Genomic DNA, 17,675 nt, shown 5'->3' with positions numbered 1-17,675 from the left:
TCTTAAAGTGCTTTTTGCTGGCTCTGCTTTGGCAGGGTTACCGGTCCCCTCATCGCAGCCGGGTTGGCCGGATGCGGTGCGCCCGGCAGGCGGTTGGCCGGATCGTTCGGGTCGCCGGTCGGCTTTTTCACCTCCTCCTTCTTCTTCGTCTCCGTTTCACCCGGCTTTTTCGTCGTCGGCAGCACCACTTTGCTCATCAGGTCGAGCTTCATCATACGCTCTTCCAGCGCCTTGTTGGTCACTTTCCGCGACAGGTATTTTTCGATGATCAGGTTGGCAATAGGCGCCGCCGCCAAACCACCCGCTCCCGCATTCTCCACGAACACGGCTATGGCGATTTTGGGGTCATCTACGGGCGCAAATGCAATAAAAATCGAATGGTCGTCCCCCCGCTTATTCTGTGAAGTACCTGTTTTACCTGCGATCGTAATACCTTCGACCTTGGAGCGACGTGCCGTACCTGCCTCCACCGCTCCGATCATCCCTTCGATCACCGGCTCGAAATTATGCGCATCTACGCCGGTTTCGTGCCTTTCGAGAAACTCCGGCTTCACGGTTTTCTTGTCGCCAATACCATGGATAACGTGCGGCGTGTAGTAATAACCGCGGTTGGCGATAATAGCCGCCACATTCGCCATTTTCAAGGGCGTGATCAGCAACTCGCCCTCGCCGATACTCAGCGAGTAGATGTTCGAGAACTTCCACCGATACTCGCCGTAAAAGCGGTCGTAGTATTTCTTGTCAGGCAAATTACCCTTGTACTCACTCGGCAAATCGATCCCGAGCCGCTGCCCGATCCCGAACTTTGCAATGTCGTCGTGCCAGGCATCCAGCCCCACGGCCGAGGCCTTGAAGGTGTTTTTGATATTATTTTTATAAATCAGCCTCCTGAATACATTGTAGAAATAAGGGTTGCAGGAATGCGTCACCCCGAGCGCCACTGTACTCGTAGCGGGGTGGTTGTGGCATCCTACCGGGCAGTTGGCGTGCGTAAAACCGCTGCTGGGCGTGATCACGCCTTCCTGCAAACCGATCAGCGCCTGGATCAGCTTGAATGTGGAGCCCGGCCGGTAGCTGGCCATGACCGGCCTGTTGAACAACGGCTTGTACGGGTTGCGGGCCAGTGCAGCGAAGTTCTTGGAAAAGTAGCGGCTCGCAAGAATGTTCGGATCGTAAGTCGGAGCCGAAACCATGGAAATGATTTGCCCGGTTTTCGGCTCTATCGCCACCACACTCCCTACCTTGTTCACCATCAGGCTATCGGCATACTGCTGCACTTCGAGGTCCAGGCCGGTATAAAGGTTTTCACCGGCCACCGCCATCGTATCGAGCTCCCCGTTTTTCCAGGAGCCCTTGTATACCCCGGCTACGTTTTGCATTACAAACTTCGTTCCCCTTTTCCCCCTCAGCTCGTTTTCATAAATGCGCTCGATGCCGCTCTGACCAATGTAATCGCCTTGCCGGTAGTAGGGTTCCTCCTGTTTTTCGAGCTGACCTTTGGTGATCTCGCTCACATACCCGAGCGTATTCGCGAGCGTGGGCGCGGTGTAGGTACGCAGGGAGCTTTTGGCAAACTCAAAACCTGAGTAATCGACCATAATGTCCTGGATCGATGCAAAATCCTCTTTTGAAAGCTGTCGTAAGAACAACGACGGCTTCACGCGGCTGTAAGCGCTTGCTGCGGCCATGAGGCTATCGAAATCGTGCCTTTCAATACCCAAAACCTGGCAAAAACGCAACGTATCGTCCATTTTTACCTTGTAGGGCGTCACGAGCAGGTCATAAACGGGTGTATTATATACGATTAACTTCCCATAACGGTCGTAGATCTGACCGCGGAACGGGATTTCGGTAACACGTTTGATGGAGTTGCTGGAAGACTCTATAGAATAGCTCTCATCCAGCACCTGGAGGTAGAAAAGTCGTAATAAGTATATAACACCTACTAAAGCAAAGAATCCTATGATAACAAATCGACGACTTTCGAGCATTCTGCACTAAAAATTCCGGTTCTCAATTTTCACACGAAGTTCGCAATAGCAAAAGATTATTCAAAGGGAGATTTCGGTTAATAAATAATAAAAACTTCATTTTTAGGACATTTGCTCCCTTCTATTCTCCCTTAGCCACTACCATCACGATATCCTCCTTGTCTATCAGCACGAGACCATCGGGAAGGCCTTTCGGTTTGCGGATAAATTTCTTCGGTGTGACGATCACAGGACATAACGAATCGTTCTTACGTTTCGAATAAAATGCCGCCAACTCCGCAGCCCGCTCGATTACCGGCGCGGGAAATTTGCGTCCGGGCTGGTTTTTCACTACTACATGCGAACCTGTTACATCCTTCGCGTGGAGCCACAAATCCTCCTTATGCGCCTGCTTCGTCAGCAAATCGCTGTTCTTGGCATTCCGCCCGATCAGAATGGTGTAGCCCATAAAATCGACGCGTTTGAAAAGGTCATCCATGGCCGGGGCTGCGTTCCCTTGTTCCAACTTGTTGGCCTTGATATAAGCCCGCAGATCGCGCAGTAGTTCAATACCTTCAATATGCTCCAAGTGCCCCTGCAATCTCCTCCGGTCTGCCTCGCGCGCGGCGATACTATCATTCAGCCTGTCTATTTCGATCTTTTCGTTCTTGGCCTTCCGGTAATAACCTTCCGCATTCTTCTGCGCGGACAGATCTTTTTTCAATTTAATGGTAATGGGCTGATCCCGATAAAAGTCGTAGAGTTCCACTTTTTCGGCCCGCTCGGGAATAATGTGCAGGTTGGCCATGATAATATTAGCGAGCTCATCGTTTTTCGTCGCATTTTCCAGGTCTACGAGTTTCTGAAAAGTATTTTCAAGATAATTATCCGTCTGCTGAATGCGCTTTTTCAACAATCTTACGATGTCGGCCTTCTCCTTGTCCAGCCCGCTTAGCCGGATATAAGCCAGGTAAAACGCATTCAATGCCTCAATAGGATCATGCAGCACCTGCACAACCTCACCCGTTTCGAAAAGTGTGAGCGCGGGGATATTTTCAATTTTGGTAACGTAAAAAACCGACGATTCCAGCTCCTTCAACACTCCCTGCACAATGGCCCAGCGTTCAGTCAGATCCTCCTTCCCGGCGAGCTTATCGGAAAGGTATTTGTTAGCAACCTTTCCAAATGTCGGAAACAATGGCTCGAAGCGCCCACCATTCGCCACAAACGCCTCCCACGACTGATCGATCTCCCTATTCAGCGACGCTACGGTGAGGCCGCGGTCTGTTGACAGTTTGTTATTAAAAAGCTGCGTAACCTCGCCTTCCGCATTCAACGAAATGAAATTGGATCGGTTCCCGAAGAGTTTGAATATCAAATCCCTGCCGCTTTCAAAATGCACCTGAATCGCTCGCTCATTGCTGCAGACCTTCACAAACTCGACCGTATCTCCTCCGAAATCATTAAACAGATTGACACTATTCCGCCGCGCACGATCAAACCGCTCGGGAAAACTGAGGCAGGAAAAACTGTTTGTTAGCGTCGCTTTGATGAAGAATGGCTTTACAAGCTCCTCCCCGCTCTCCTGCTCCGCGAATACAATAATGAGTTCATCCCTTTGCTGGCTGAATGCTTCCACGAAATGTTTTCCGGCCAATTCAGAATGCAGGCGCGGCGCGAGTTGTTTGAGGAAATGGTAGTTCTGATGCACTTATTAATCGGGATTGTATTCGGGCAAATGTAGGGAGGAATGGAGGAAGGAGAAAGGGAGGAGTGAATAATTGAAAAAACGGCACATCTGTAGCGGTATCAAAGCAACAGAGGGCGGGGCTTCGTGCATACCCGACCGGCCGGAGGCCTGCGAATAGTTTTCGAAGCGGGAGCTTCGAATGATCCATCCCCCTCCCTTTTCTCCTTTTAAACAAGAGAAGCCTCCCAGTGTTGGAAGGCTTCTTCTGCAATACTACTACACTTAAAAAACACTAGTGCACGGACGAAGGATCGACTTTTGTTTTGCCGCTCCGCGTCCATAACACAAAGGGAACACAAATCAAAAACATCACGCCCAGGTACAGGAACACATCCATGTACGACATTACCTGTGCTTGCTTGGACACCGTATAGTCCAACATTTTATATCCGCTGTTCAGCGCGACGTCGGGCGTCATCCCTTTGGCCATGAAGCTATGTTGCAAGCCTTCGACACGCTGCTGTACAACAGGGTTGTTCACATCCAGCTTACTCACCAGGTCGTTGCGGTGGGCCATGTTCTGTCGTGCAATAAACGTGGTGATTACCGCCACACCGAACGAGCCGCCCAGTTGCCGCATCATACCGGTGAATGCAGCCCCCTCCCCGATTTCGCGGCCTTTCAGCGTCGATAATGCCAGGGTAGTAATGGGTACAAAAAGGAGTCCCAAGCCAATACCGCGAACGATGAGCATGCTGAAAAACGCATCTTTACCGGTGTCGGGCGTCAATATGAGGTAGCCCCAGTAGCTATACACAAAAAAGAATATCATTCCGATGGCGACGAGATACTGTTGTTTCACGCCGCGTTGCAGCAACTGGCCTACAACAGGCATCATCATCGCTGTCACGATTGCCGCGGGTACCATGAGCATACCCGATTGCGTGGCCGTCCAGCCCAGCGTCGCCTGGGTGTAAAGCGGGATAATGAATGTCGAGCCATACAAGCCGAAGCCCAGGATGAAGGATAGAACCGTTCCCACCCTCAGGTTACCGTTGGCGAGCACGCGCAGGTTCACAATGGGGTTTTTGTAGGTCCATTCTCTCCAAATGAAGAAGAAGAATGCAAAAACGGATACGACGGTGAGAATCAGAATAATCTCGTCATTAAACCAGTCTTCTTCCTGCCCTTTTTCGAGGACATATTGCAACGAACCTACGGCGACGGCCAGGAGGATAATACCCCACCAGTCGATTTCATTAGCCGCTTTTTTAGCAGCGAATTTCGGGCTCCTTACAAATTCCATAGTCAGCATCGCTGCGATGATACCCAGTGGAATGTTGATATAGAAAATGTACGGCCAGCTGTAATTATCTACTATATAGCCACCCAGCGGCGGGCCCAAAGTAGGGCCTACAATCACACCCAGACCATAAATGGCCTGCGCAATCCCACGTTTTTCGGGCGGGTAACTTTCGGTGATCAGCGTTTGCGCGGTTACGAGCAATGCACCGCCACCGAACCCCTGTATCAATCTGAAAAATACCAGCTCCCATATATTATCGGCATTACCGCACAGAAAAGAGGCCACTGTAAATATGATGATCGAAGCGGCAAAGTAGTTGCGACGGCCAAACTGCTGCGAGAGCCAACTGGTCATTGGCACGATGATCACATTACCGATTGCGTAAGCGGTAATCACCCAGCTCACCTCCGACAATGTACCGCCGAGGTTTCCGCGCATGTCGTTGAGCGCCACGTTCACGATCGTGGTATCCACGATTTCCAACAGCGCACACAATACAGCCGTGATGGTAATGATTACCCTGCGGTAGCCGTATTCGACGAGTGATTCCTGTAATTCCATTCGTTATTGGTTTTTAGAATCAAAAATTCGGTTCGGACACCTTAGTTCAGTTCCACGTCCACGAACACGTTCATGCCCGGGCGCAGCTGCGCGATTTTTTCGTCGTCGGCTTTGGTAAACTCGATGCGTACCGGCAGGCGTTGTACCACTTTCACGAAGTTACCACTCGCGTTGTCAGGAGGCAGCAGCGCGAAACGGGCGCCGGTTGCAGGCGAGAAAGATGCCACCCGGGCGTCGAACTCGTGTTCAGGATAAGCGTCCACATGGATTTTCACATGCTGGCCGATCTTCATTTTGGTCAATTGCGTCTCCTTGAAGTTCGCAGTTACCCATGGCTTATGGGTTGAAATAATGCTGAACAGCGATTGTCCTGCCTGCAGGTATTGGCCAAGCTGCGCATTCACTTTGGACACGCGGCCATCAGTAGGCGCCGTAATGACGGTATACGACAGGTTCAGTTCCGCATTCGCAATCTCCGCCTGACGAGCCTTGATGTTCGCATTCGCTACGGCCGATTGTACCGACGTAGCTTTGGTTTGACGACCGGCAGCCTTTGCCTGACGTTCGGCGGCTGCTTTCTGAGCCTCCAACACTGCCAGTGCACGTTCTGCTTTTTGTTTGGTCGCCTGTGCCTGCTCAAATTCCTGTTGGGTGATCGAGTGGTCCTTGATCAGGTTTTCGTAACGTGCGTAATCCTGATTAGCTCTCCAGAGATTTACCTTCGCTTCCTCGATCTGCGCGGCCACTACGGCGATATTCGCTTCGTAAGTAATGCCGCTGGCAGCCGACGCGTTGGTCGTTTCATGCGCCACGGTCAGGCTGCCTTCGGAACCCAGGAGGCCGGCTTTGGCTTGTTCAAGTTTGATGATCTGGTCGCGGTTATCGAGCACGATCAGTGTATCGCCTTTTTTTACAGTCTGGTTATCCTTCACGCGGATTTCGGTCACATATCCTGATATTCTGGGAATTACCGGGCTGATATCCGAGTCGATCTGTGCGTCGTCGGTTTCTTCATGGTGCAGGCCGTGGTTGTATTTGGTAAAACCCCAGGTACCGCCGCCGATAATCAGCGCAGCCAGGATAATGAGGAAGCGGGTATTTTTCTTTTTAGGTGCTTCTTCGGTGATGTTTTTGGTTTCCATATCAATTTTGAATGATTGAATGACTGAATGAGTGAATGTTTGAATGCGGGAGGAAAGGGAGGATGGGGTTTGCTTATTTTTTCAAAATTTTAACACTTCCTCCCTCCTCCCTTTCCTCCTTAATTAATGACTCCCGCTGTCTGTTCGAGTTTTTTGTATGCGACAACGGCATCGGCCTTCGCTGCTTCGTAATCGATGCGCGATTGTACCTGCGCCACATCTGCATCCAGCAGTTCGGTCGTAGTCACGAGGCTGTTGTCGTATTTGTTTTTGGTGATGCGATAGTTCTCATTGGCTTGTTCCACCGCTTTGGCATAAACATCGATCTTCTTTTTACTCAGCACGTAGTTGTAATAGGCCGTGTTCACTTCCAGGTGAATTTTGTCAAGAATGATCTGTTCATTGGTTTTCAATTGATAAGCCTTCGTACGGGCCTGCGCGATCTTGGCACCTGATTTCCAGAGCGATGCGACATCATATTTAAAACCAATGCCCGCATTTACCGCGTTGGGAACGGTCACAACACCCGGGATACTCAATGCCACATAACCGGCCGAGAGGGCTACGCTTGGATACAAATCCGCTTTCGCTACCTTGATATCGCTATCTGCCGCTTTCTGACGGATACCGTTCGCTGCGAAATCTTTACGGTGTTCGAGCGCCGTCTGCTCCCATGCTGCTGCATTGCCTTCTTCTTTTAGGACGGCAAAACTGTTGGAATCAGCTTCAAGCACCGTTTCTTCGGGCAAACCCAGCAACAGGTTCATATTAATGGTAGTGATTTTTAAATCGTTTTGCGCATTCAGCAATGCCAGCTCAACATTAGATTCCTGTAATTTGGCTTTCATCAGGTCGTTGCGGGCCAGCATTCCGTTCTTTTCCCGGTTGGTAAACTCCTGCACCCGCTCACGCTCGCTTGCGAGGTTTTCGGTTACGAGGTCTACCGCTTTCTGGGCTTTGTAAAGGTTACCATAGGCAGCGACGGTGTTCTGGATTACAGCCTCGCGATCATTGTCCGCATCCAGTTTTGCGGCTTGCTCTACATACCGGGCCGATTCGAGGCCATATTTGAAACGAAAACCCGAAAACAGTGGCATCGACGCGCTCGCCATTCCGTACATCGCCTGGTGCACATTCGGCATACCTCCTGAGTTACCGGTGCTGTCGTTGCCTTCCTGCTTGATTTTCAGGTTCACATTCGGCGAGTTCACCCGCAAATAGGAACCCGATACACTGAAACTCGGCAACTGATTTTCTTTCACCTGACGGATTCCCAGCCCGGCGAGATCGATGTTGCTTTGGCTCAGTTTCAACTGCTTGCTGTTTTGCAGGCTCATGGTTATCGCCTCTTCCAGCTTGATCGTGCGTGCGCTTTGTCCGTACGAATGGCCGACCGCGACAATCCAGATGATCCCGATTGCCAGATAAACCATTCTTTTAATTCTGGATGTGGTGTTCATTGGTTATTGTTGATTTAAATAGGTTCTTAAGATGCTGGCTCAGTTCATTCCGCAAATGCTTCTTGAATTCTTCATCTGACAGATGTTCGAGACCATTGAGAATTTTATAAAAATCCTGCGTGGCAATGGCATAATTGATTGTGCCGTAAAGTGTAGTAGTTACCAGGCTCACATTGATATCCTTCCGGAAATCGCCGGTCTCCTGCCCCTCGCGGATCATGCGTTTGATCAGCGCTACGTTACGCATTTTCAGCCCGCGGATATATTCGGAAATCACGGGCGTCCGCTCCGAGGATAGTTGCTCACGCAGCATGATGTTATGAAAGCATTGGTTGCCGATCAACCGATCGATCACGCTGTCGATGAAAACATTGAACTTTTGGAGTGCCGAAAGCTCGCTGAGCATCATCAGGGTTTCCAACCGGGAGCTCGACTCTGTCATACGTAGCTGGAAAAGTGCCTCGATCAACTTTTCCTTCGAACCGAAATAGTAGGATATCATCGAGACGTTCACATCCGCTTCCTGGGCAATATCCCTGACCGAAGTCCCGGCAAAACCTTTCTGTGAAAACAGCCGCTCCGCCACTTCTATTATCTGCAATTGTTTCGCGTTGTATTCCATTTAAGTAGCTCATTAGCAGGGATTTTTTTTTGCTTTTTGCTAAGGGCGCTACAAAGGTAACCGGCTGTTAAACAAAAATCAAACGATCGTTTGATTTAATTAAACAAACGTTTGATTAGTAAAAGCAAATGTTGGATTAGTACCATTAAAATTTTTTAATCTGAGAATTAAAAACACATTAATAGCTGATTATCAGAAAGATAATTACATAGCAATACCACCCGCCTCATAATGCGACCGGTATTATTATATTAAAAGCTCGCGATTTTACTTTACACGTCCGGGATTTTCGCTCACAAAGGCGTCCCAACCGCCCTTTTTGGCCTTCCTCGAACCGCCGGAAGCCGCCGAGGCGGGCGAATTGGCATGGTACTGATGGCAAATCGCGATGGCAATACCGTCGGTAGCATCCATAAATTCACGGCTAAGCTCCATTTTCAGAATCTTTTCGAGCATGTAGGCTACCTGCTCTTTAGATGCATTTCCGCTGCCGGTCACGGATTGCTTCACTTTTTTGGGGGAATACTCGACGATCGGGATATTGCGGGCGAGCGCCGCAGCCATAGCCACGCCCTGCGCGCGGCCAAGTTTGAGCATGGATTGTGCATTTTTACCGTAAAACGGGTCTTCAATTGCCATTTCATCGGGCAGGTAATCTTCGATTAGCTGGGTTAGGCGTTCAAAGATTTTCTTCAACTTCAACTCGTGCGTACTATATTTGCTCAAATGAATCACACCATATTGAACCAGCGAAATCTGCTGTCCTTTGACCGAGATCACCCCGTAACCCATCACCTGCGTGCCGGGATCAACCCCAATAATGACCTTTTCCGAAACCTCCGTTTTTAACATGGTGCAAGATAAGGAACTCTCCCCTCCAAAGCCAAAAAGCAACCAGGCAAACCTGCTCTGGATGATCAAGCTCGTGGTGACGGCGTTGATACTGAGTTACATTTACCGCACTTTCCGAAATGAGCAAAATGGCATCGGCGATATTGGAAACGTGTTCGGGGAGATATGGACCGTGCCGAACGCCCCGGTATTCGTGCTGATGGCGCTACTTGTGCCCGTGAACTGGGCACTGGAAAGCCTCAAATGGCGGAAACTCACTTCCCGCATCATACCGCTTTCGTTCCGTGAAGCCATGCGGGGAACGCTCACGGGCCTGGCTGTGGGTGTGGCCGTGCCTGCGCAGCTGGGCGATACGCTCGGGCGCGTGGCAGCCCTGAAATCCGACCGGCGACTCGAAGCGATCGGCGCTGCCCTGGTTTCCAACGGGATCCAGTTTTATGTGTCGGTATTCGCCGGTGCCTGTGGCTGGGTTTACCTGAACAACCAGCTTCCTATTCCCCAAACGGTGCGACTAATTGTGAATGGCGTTTTATTCCTGATCATTTGCCTGGGGCCAGCGCTGGTACCATTCAGAAAACAGATCGGTGCCTGGGCACCTTCGAGAAAGATTTTTGTCAAAATAAAGACGTATTTAAATGTAATAGGCCGTTACACACCTGCCGAACTGGCAACCGGTACCGGCTATGGCCTGCTGCGTTACCTAGTGTTCCTCACCCAGTTCGTACTTGCATTGTCGCTGTTTCATTTTCAAGTAAGTGCCGGACAGCTGGCAGCGTGCGTTACGTTGATTTTTTTAGCTAAAACACTGATCCCGGCAATTAATGTGCTGGGCGACCTGGGCTTACGCGAATTTACAGCCCTGGTAGTGTTCGCACCATTCAAGCTGCCTGCCGAGCAGGTCGTCGCCGCCACGTTCCTGATCTGGATATTGAACGTCCTCGGCCCGATACTCGTAGGCATATTCCTGATCTGGAAATACAAATGGAAGAAATCCCGATGAACAGCATCGCATTCATTTCCTGGACAGCAACGGCCATCTGGATATTACTGGGCAGCTATGCGGTCTTCACTCTGGCATTAACTTTTCTATGGTCCGGGATCCCCAAGCCTGCGGCGCCCGCCAGCATTCCCGCTGACCTTTTTATTACGGTCATCATACCGGTACGGAATGAGGCCGGCAACATTCTCTTCCTGCTCGAAGACCTGGAACGACAAACCCTGTCGGTTAATCATTTCGAGGTCTTAATCATGGACGACAGCTCCACGGACAACACAGCTGCAATAGTCCATGCATTCGCCCAAAATTCAAAGGCACAGATAAAACTGATCCCCCTACCCGATGTGCGCACTTCGGCACCTAAAAAACGGGCAATTGAAACGGCAATCGGGCACGCGCGAGGCAAACTGGTCGTAACCACCGACGGTGACTGCCGCGCTCAGGCGGGCTGGCTGCACGCGATCGCATCGTGCTACCTGCGCACTGGCGCAAAGCTGATTAGCTCGCCCGTCACTTTTACGGACGAAACCAGCCTCACCGACCATTTGCAGACCGTTGAATTTGCCAGCCTGATCGGCAGTGGTGCGGCTTCGATGGCGGCCGGCTATCCGTCGATGTGTAATGGGGCGAACCTTTCCTATGAGAAAGCTACCTTCCTGGAAGTAAGCGGTTATGACGGCGTCCGGCACATTGCCTCGGGCGACGACGAATTCCTGATGCACAAAATCGCCGCACGGTTCCCCGGTTCGGTACATTTCCTCCGCCACCGCGACGCCATCATCCGCACCGCACCGCACCGCAACTGGGCCAGCTTTTACAGGCAGCGAAAACGCTGGGCCAGCAAATGGAAGCATTACCAAAGCAAAACCCCACTGGTACTTGCCGTTTACATCTTCGCGAGTAATTTTTCGATCCTGCTCGCAGGAGGACTTGCGTGCTTCGGAGGCATTACCACGGCTACCTTTGGGGGAATGCTCGCGTTAAAATGCATTCCCGAATGGTTCTTCCTGGGCTCCGTACTCAGTTTTCTACAAAAAAGAAGGTCTCTTGCATTCATCCCTGTAACTCAACTCTTCTATCCTCTATACGTTTGCTTTTTCGGATTGGCCGCTCAGAAAGGCGAGTACGAGTGGAAAGGAAGGAAACTTTCTTAGATCAGACAGGCACGGCCGGTCAGGCATATAAAAAAGCTGCCAGCAAAATGCCGGCAGCTTTAAGTTTCACATAACGCTATATAAGATCAATTCATTCTACTTTTTGAGCACTTTCGAGGAATACTTCCCTTCCGCATTTACAACGTCCACAATATACATTCCCTGTGCAAAAGCCTGAACATTAACTTTGATTTCTGTTTGACCGGTCACCGGCATTGCCTGATAAACCTGTTTTCCTGCTAGTGTGTAGATTTCGATTTTTTTCACCGGTGAGAAACTTCTGACATTCATTTCGTCCTGGGTAGGGTTCGGGAAGAAATCCACCGCCAACCGGGCGTCGCAGGTTCCGGCTTGTACGCTGCGAACTGCGCTGTATTCGAATGTCTCGTCGTTATCTACCTGCTTCAGACGATAATAGTAGCTCTTTACAGGTACAGACTCTGATGAAAATGGTGTGTCGTTGAAACTATATGTGGCCTTGGTGGCGTCGTAACCGATCCGCGCAACAGCACTGTAAGTCTTTGCATCTGACGAGCGCTCGACTTCAAAATGTGAGAAATTTTTGGCCTCGGTTACCTTCCATTTCAGTTCCGCATTGCAATTTACATTTTGTACATTAAAAAATGCTAATGTTACCGGTAAAGCTGTTGAAGGCGGCGGTGAAGTATAACATGCTGTGGTCGACCTCGGGAAGGTAATGTTCAGCACTGTCGATGGATCGACGGTCACCCGGATGCTCGCTCCATCCGCACGCAGCGAGCCGTAGCGGTCTTCCGGGGCCTCCACCCACTTGCTGTTTTCCTGCTTGTATCCTGGCCATGCAATGCCATTTCCATTGATATCCACAGCAGCACCCGGAAACAGAAGACTACCTGTCAGGGGCAAATCATTATCTTCCTGAATCACTTTTCCGTCAGAATTGATCCACTCAATTTTCGCTGTCTTTCCGGTCGCGTCGTAATTCGGTATTACGCTATAATCCAGCCAGGGAGCATTTTTTATGCATTTCGAAGAAGCCGTAACGTCGATTTTCTTTTCAACCGGCTCGGGGATCGTGGGCAGGAATGGCCAGAAATGCACTTCGTCGTTCTTGTGTACAAAACTTTTGGCGATGATCTGTCCGTTGATATTTCCATTGTTCTCTTTCACCAAATCAGCCTGCGGGGCGAAAATGGTGCCGCTGATCTGTGCATTACCGCCCAGCGTAATGCCTTTGGTCGCATCCGGGAAATTGTAGATCACATAGCCGCCTTGTGAGTCGGACATACCACCGAAGCTGGGAAAATTAATGCGGTTGCTACCGGTCACCCCGCAGAATGTAGGGAAATCTACGATGTTGATGATCAGCCCAAAGTTATTGCTGGGGGATGTTTGTCCCAGCTGAGGGCCTTGCGGGATACCTTCGATGTTTGAATTTCCAATCTTGTTCCAAACAGCCGCAGAGACTGTCAATACGTTAATTTTGTTCGGATCAACGACAATTTTAGGGTTGTCGCCAATCGCGTTGGGATCAAGGTATGGCCCGATGGGGGCCGATGCCATGATGTTACCGTTCTGATCGCGGATAGGCAGGTTGTCCGCCATATCTCTCAGCTGGTTTGACCGCTTAATAAATGTGATGAATGCGCCATCGATATCGATCTGATTCGCGCCGGTTCCGAAGACATTTTCGCAAACCGGGTTCTCCGATTCGCTCACGCTTGGGGACCAGGTATTGATATTCGCATTGATCGTGATATTCGGTGTATCCCAGTATTGTTTGTTATTTTCGGTGATGCGGATCGCGGACGCTGCATTGTTGTTGTCTTTGTACCAGACTTTCAGATTGGTACCTGAAGCATCGGAAGGAGTACAGTTCCCTATTTTTACGTAGTTGTCGCCGTTGACGATGAGCGAGCCGTTATTCAATTTCACCGCCCCCCGTACCGCCAGGCCGACCGATGCATTATTAACAAAAAGTACACCGTGCTGCTTGTTGAAACTGATCTGATATTGATCGGTGGTCACGTTTCCACCTACGGCGATAGGGCCTTCCGTTTCGCTGGATTGCAAAGTAGCGTTGCCCTTAATGAATATATTAAACCGCTGCGCGGCAGATGTAGGGCTTTGCGCTAAGGCTTGGTTTACATCTAACGAGAAGAGCGCTAATAGACTTATGAGGAGAGGTTTGGCAGACATTCAGTTGAGTCGTTTTATTTTCTTGCTCAACGAAAGTAGACCGCCCGTTTCGAACCATTATTCTTTTTGTGACCAGTCAGGAGTAGCTTGGGGTGACACCAACTTTTTAAGGGGTGACAAGTTTTCAAAAAATTGCACTAATCGAATATAATATACATCATTACATCAAAAAATGTTAGCTTAACACAGACGTTCTAATACTTAAACAATCATATTTATTCTACACAAACACTTAAAAATCACGCAATATTTCTAGAATTTCGTATTTTATTAAATATAAAACGTTCGATCCACACATTCTAACTCCATTTCTTACATTATAACATTTCCAATACGCTTTAACATACAAAAACAATAAAAGCCGGGTATTACCCCGGCTTGTCTAATTATTTGTAAAGTATTCGACTTACTTATTTAAAACTCGACCGCTTCTTCAATTCCCGCAGTTCATTTTGCATTTCCTGTAACATCCGCATGAGCTGCTGCATGTCGGTTTGCGGCTCAGGCAATGCCTTGCTATGGAAACTATAATATTCCCAAAGCTCAATCACTTCGCCAATCGGCACCGTATAAGCAAAATACTGTTTGTTGAACGATTGCAGCAGCATGGTACCAGCCTCCTGGTTAATCGTCACTTGCTTGAAGACAAAGTCCTGGTCACCCTTCAAAATAACAATACAAGGAGTTTCGGGTTTCACGGTCGTCCAGTCCTGAACATACCTCGTGATAATATCCGCCCCTTCGGGCACCGGCAACATGGAGTCTCCGACGGTCGGGAACATCCTGAATGTCCCGTTTTTGGGCACCGTAGGCAAGTTAAAACGAGGTAATGAAGCCAGGAACTCCGGATCGGCGTAACCGGAACGGTAACCCGCCCGCGCCTGTACCGGCACATATTCGATATTCTCCTTGTCTTCTTTATCAACCGTAATAGCCAACACGCGGATCTGGCTACCTTTCATAAACAGCTCGCTCCCCTCTTCCAGGTCTTTCAGTTTCTGATCGGAAAGCTTACCCAGGTCCATTTTCAGGAGGCTATCAATGCTCATCCGGAAATACTCAGAGAAATTGATCAGGTCATCGACAGTCGGGTTGGCCGTCCTGCCACTTTCGATTGCATTGAGCTTCACCCTGCTGATCCCGAGCTTTTCCGCCAGCGCTTCCTGGCTCAATTTCTGACGCAAACGTAGGAATTTGATATTGACCGACCAGAATGTATCCTGCGCACCCATGAGTTGATATTTTTAAAATCAGACATAAGATATTATCAATATCAAAAGTAGCAGCAATTTTTATTTTTCCTACAAAAAAGTAAACAATTTATTTTGTTTAACTATTTTTGAAAAACATTAAACAATATATGTCTACCTATTCGATACGGGATCTCGAACGCATTACCAGCACCAGGGCACACACAATCCGCATCTGGGAGCAGCGCTACGGCCTGCTCGAACCGGAACGAACAGACACCAACATCCGATTCTACCACGATGAACACGTGAAGAAACTACTCAATGTCTGCACGTTGTTGAACCGGGGCATGAAAATTTCTCGCATCAGCCAGCTGAGTAATGCCGAAATATGCGAGGAGATCGACCGCATTATCGCGGAGTCGTTGCAAACGGATCAGCAAATCGAGGCGTGGATCAACCAGGCAGTGATCGCTATTGCGGCCTATGATGCGCCCTCATTCCATCGATTGTTCACCGACGCCTTGCAACGGCTTGGGATGGTCGCTACCTATGAAAAGGTCCTCTATCCGCTGCTTGTACGAACCGGGCTGATGTGGACCAAAGATGCGTTACTACCGGCCCAGGAGCATTTTTTATCAAACCTGATCCGGCAAAAACTATTTGCCGCCATCGACGCGCTGCCGGAGCCCGAATCGGGCCACCAGAAATGGCTGCTTTTCCTGCACGAGGGAGAAGAGCATGAAATCGGGTTGCTTTTTGCCTACTACCTGCTCTTGCGTGCGGGCCAGCACGCGGTGTACCTGGGCGCACGCGTGCCGTATCCCGACCTTCAAGCCGTAGCGAACGACATTGCTCCTACTCATATCTATACTTTTTTCGTAGGCAACCAGACCGAAAATCTGACGCCGCAGCTACTCGGCCAACTTGTTCACGACTTTCCGGATTGCCGGATCTGCTTTTCAGGCGACGTCGAAGGCCTTCAAAACGAACCAGCCGTGCGTCATATCAAATCCATTGAAGAACTACATGAAACAATCGGAAAGGATGCAAAACCTGCCAAGCCATAATGGAGCCCGCAAAAGCATCGGCGTGATCGGCGCCGGGTTTGCCGGGATGGCCGCCAGTGCCATTCTCGCAAACGCCGGCCATGAAGTGACGGTTTTTGAGAAAAACGATGCCATCGGCGGCCGGGCTCGGACGTTCTCCGAAATGGGTTTCACCTTCGATATGGGGCCAAGCTGGTACTGGATGCCGGACGTGTACGAACGCTTTTTCGGGCGATTCGACCGGAACGTCGCCGATTTATACCAACTCCGACAGCTCGACCCGGGCTTTGCAGTTGCCTTTCCCGACAATACCATAATTGACATTCCGGCCGATTTCGACGAGCTGTGCCGGTTATTCGAGCAAATAGAAACTGGCGCAGGCGACAAACTGCGTCGTTTCATCGCCGATGGGGAGTATAAATACCGCGTAGGAATGGATGAGATGGTATACAAGCCGAGCCATTCCATTACCGAATTCATCAGCTTACGCCTTTTCGGCCAGACGGTGCGTTTGCAGCTTTTCAGCTCATTCAGCAAACATGCGCGCCGGTTTTTCAAAGATCCGAGACTGCTCGCACTGATCGAGTTCCCGGTACTCTTCCTGGGCGCGATGCCCAAAGACACGCCCGCCTTGTACAGCCTGATGAACTACTCCGGCCTCAAACAGGGCACCTTTTACCCGATGGGCGGATTTGGAAAGGTGGCCGACGTGTTTCACGACATTGCCCGGCAAGCTGGCGTGCAGTTCCGCACCTCCGAGGCCGTTGAAAAACTGGAAACCTCCAATGGGTGCGTCCGGCATATTCATACCATCAGCCGGTCGATAGCAGCAGACGCGGTGATTGGCAGCGCCGATTACCGGCATATCGAGCACGCTTTACTATCCGCACCGGACCGACATTACAAGGAAAGGTATTGGGCTGATCGCACCTTTGCGCCTTCCTGCCTGCTGTTTTACCTCGGTGTCAGCAAGCGCATTACCCGGCTGCGACACCATAATCTGTTCTTCGACCAGGATTTCGGGCTGCATGCCGAGGAAATTTACCAACGCAAAATGTGGCCTACCGCACCGCTATTCTATGTGTGCTGCCCGTCGGTCACTGATCCGTCGGTAGCGCCCGAAGGCCATGAAAACCTGTTCATACTCATGCCTATTGCCAACGGTCTGCCTGACCCCGAACCGATCCGCGAGCATTATTACCAGTTGTTAATGGACCGGCTCGAAAAGTTCGCCGGCGAGACGATCCGCGACCACGTGGTATTAAAGAAAAGCTATTGCGTTTCCGATTTCAAAAACGATTACAACGCATATCAGGGCAATGCGTACGGACTCGCCAATACGCTACGGCAGACTGCGGTTTTCAAACCCAAACTGAAAAGCCCGAAAGTGCAAAATCTGTTTTTCGCCGGCCAGCTTACCGTCCCGGGGCCCGGCGTACCTCCCGCGATCATTTCCGGCACCATTGCCGCTCACGAAGTTCTCAAATACCTAAACAGCTAGCTT

13 protein-coding genes are annotated in these 17,675 nt (G+C 50.1%); 4 read left to right on the top strand and 9 right to left on the bottom strand.

The window, feature by feature from the left end; all coding sequences use genetic code 11:
- Positions 1-2: 2 nt before the first annotated feature.
- The 7 genes from mrdA to ruvC form a co-directional block, all read right to left on the bottom strand.
- Positions 3-1,991, bottom strand: a complete 1,989-nt coding sequence (mrdA, locus tag ACQ4MZ_RS06035; protein ID WP_430843680.1) for a penicillin-binding protein 2 — start codon at positions 1,989-1,991, stop codon at positions 3-5.
- A 121-nt stretch (positions 1,992-2,112) separates the two neighbouring features.
- Complete coding sequence (locus tag ACQ4MZ_RS06030) at positions 2,113-3,681, bottom strand: NFACT RNA binding domain-containing protein (protein ID WP_430843679.1); 1,569 nt, start codon at positions 3,679-3,681, stop codon at positions 2,113-2,115.
- A 271-nt stretch (positions 3,682-3,952) separates the two neighbouring features.
- Positions 3,953-5,527 (bottom strand): DHA2 family efflux MFS transporter permease subunit, encoded by a 1,575-nt coding sequence (locus ACQ4MZ_RS06025; RefSeq protein WP_430843678.1) that lies wholly within the window; start codon positions 5,525-5,527, stop codon positions 3,953-3,955.
- Positions 5,528-5,568: 41 nt separating this feature from the next.
- Positions 5,569-6,669 carry an HlyD family secretion protein gene (locus ACQ4MZ_RS06020; protein WP_430843677.1) on the bottom strand — a complete coding sequence of 367 codons (1,101 nt, stop codon included), beginning with the start codon at positions 6,667-6,669 and terminating at the stop codon, positions 5,569-5,571.
- A 119-nt stretch (positions 6,670-6,788) separates the two neighbouring features.
- Positions 6,789-8,129 (bottom strand): TolC family protein, encoded by a 1,341-nt coding sequence (locus ACQ4MZ_RS06015; RefSeq protein ID WP_430843676.1) that lies wholly within the window; start codon positions 8,127-8,129, stop codon positions 6,789-6,791.
- Positions 8,107-8,751 carry a TetR/AcrR family transcriptional regulator gene (locus ACQ4MZ_RS06010; RefSeq protein ID WP_430843675.1) on the bottom strand — a complete coding sequence of 215 codons (645 nt, stop codon included), beginning with the start codon at positions 8,749-8,751 and terminating at the stop codon, positions 8,107-8,109. The genes ACQ4MZ_RS06015 and ACQ4MZ_RS06010 overlap by 23 nt, the downstream gene beginning before the upstream one ends.
- Before the next feature lie 267 nt (positions 8,752-9,018).
- Positions 9,019-9,603, bottom strand: coding sequence for a crossover junction endodeoxyribonuclease RuvC (gene ruvC, locus ACQ4MZ_RS06005; RefSeq protein WP_430843674.1), 585 nt, complete (start codon positions 9,601-9,603; stop codon positions 9,019-9,021).
- Between ruvC and ACQ4MZ_RS06000 the strand changes: the two genes are divergently transcribed.
- Positions 9,602-10,603, top strand: coding sequence for a lysylphosphatidylglycerol synthase transmembrane domain-containing protein (locus ACQ4MZ_RS06000; protein WP_430843673.1), 1,002 nt, complete (start codon positions 9,602-9,604; stop codon positions 10,601-10,603). The two genes, ruvC and ACQ4MZ_RS06000, sit on opposite strands and share 2 nt — an antisense overlap.
- A complete protein-coding gene (locus ACQ4MZ_RS05995) occupies positions 10,585-11,754 on the top strand; it encodes a glycosyltransferase (protein WP_430843672.1) in 1,170 nt (389 codons plus the stop codon). Before ACQ4MZ_RS06000 ends, ACQ4MZ_RS05995 begins: the two co-directional genes overlap by 19 nt.
- Before the next feature lie 96 nt (positions 11,755-11,850).
- On the opposite strand, the gene ACQ4MZ_RS05990 is transcribed toward ACQ4MZ_RS05995, so the two are convergent.
- Positions 11,851-13,932, bottom strand: coding sequence for a choice-of-anchor A family protein (locus tag ACQ4MZ_RS05990; RefSeq protein ID WP_430843671.1), 2,082 nt, complete (start codon positions 13,930-13,932; stop codon positions 11,851-11,853).
- 410 nt (positions 13,933-14,342) lie between these two features.
- A complete protein-coding gene (locus ACQ4MZ_RS05985; protein WP_430843670.1) occupies positions 14,343-15,164 on the bottom strand; it encodes an XRE family transcriptional regulator in 822 nt (273 codons plus the stop codon).
- Positions 15,165-15,292: 128 nt separating this feature from the next.
- Here ACQ4MZ_RS05985 and ACQ4MZ_RS05980 point away from each other — a divergent pair, with 128 nt between their 5' ends.
- A complete protein-coding gene (locus ACQ4MZ_RS05980; RefSeq protein WP_430843669.1) occupies positions 15,293-16,192 on the top strand; it encodes a MerR family transcriptional regulator in 900 nt (299 codons plus the stop codon).
- Positions 16,152-17,672 (top strand): phytoene desaturase family protein, encoded by a 1,521-nt coding sequence (locus ACQ4MZ_RS05975; protein ID WP_430843668.1) that lies wholly within the window; start codon positions 16,152-16,154, stop codon positions 17,670-17,672. Before ACQ4MZ_RS05980 ends, ACQ4MZ_RS05975 begins: the two co-directional genes overlap by 41 nt.
- The last annotated feature ends 3 nt before the right edge of the window (positions 17,673-17,675 follow it).

The sequence above is a fragment of the Dyadobacter sp. BHUBP1 genome (assembly GCF_050587785.1).
In the GTDB taxonomy this organism is placed as follows: Bacteria; Bacteroidota; Bacteroidia; order Cytophagales; family Spirosomataceae; genus Dyadobacter.
Note: the sequence above shows the minus strand (reverse complement) of the source record. Positions and strands in the feature narration are given on the sequence as shown.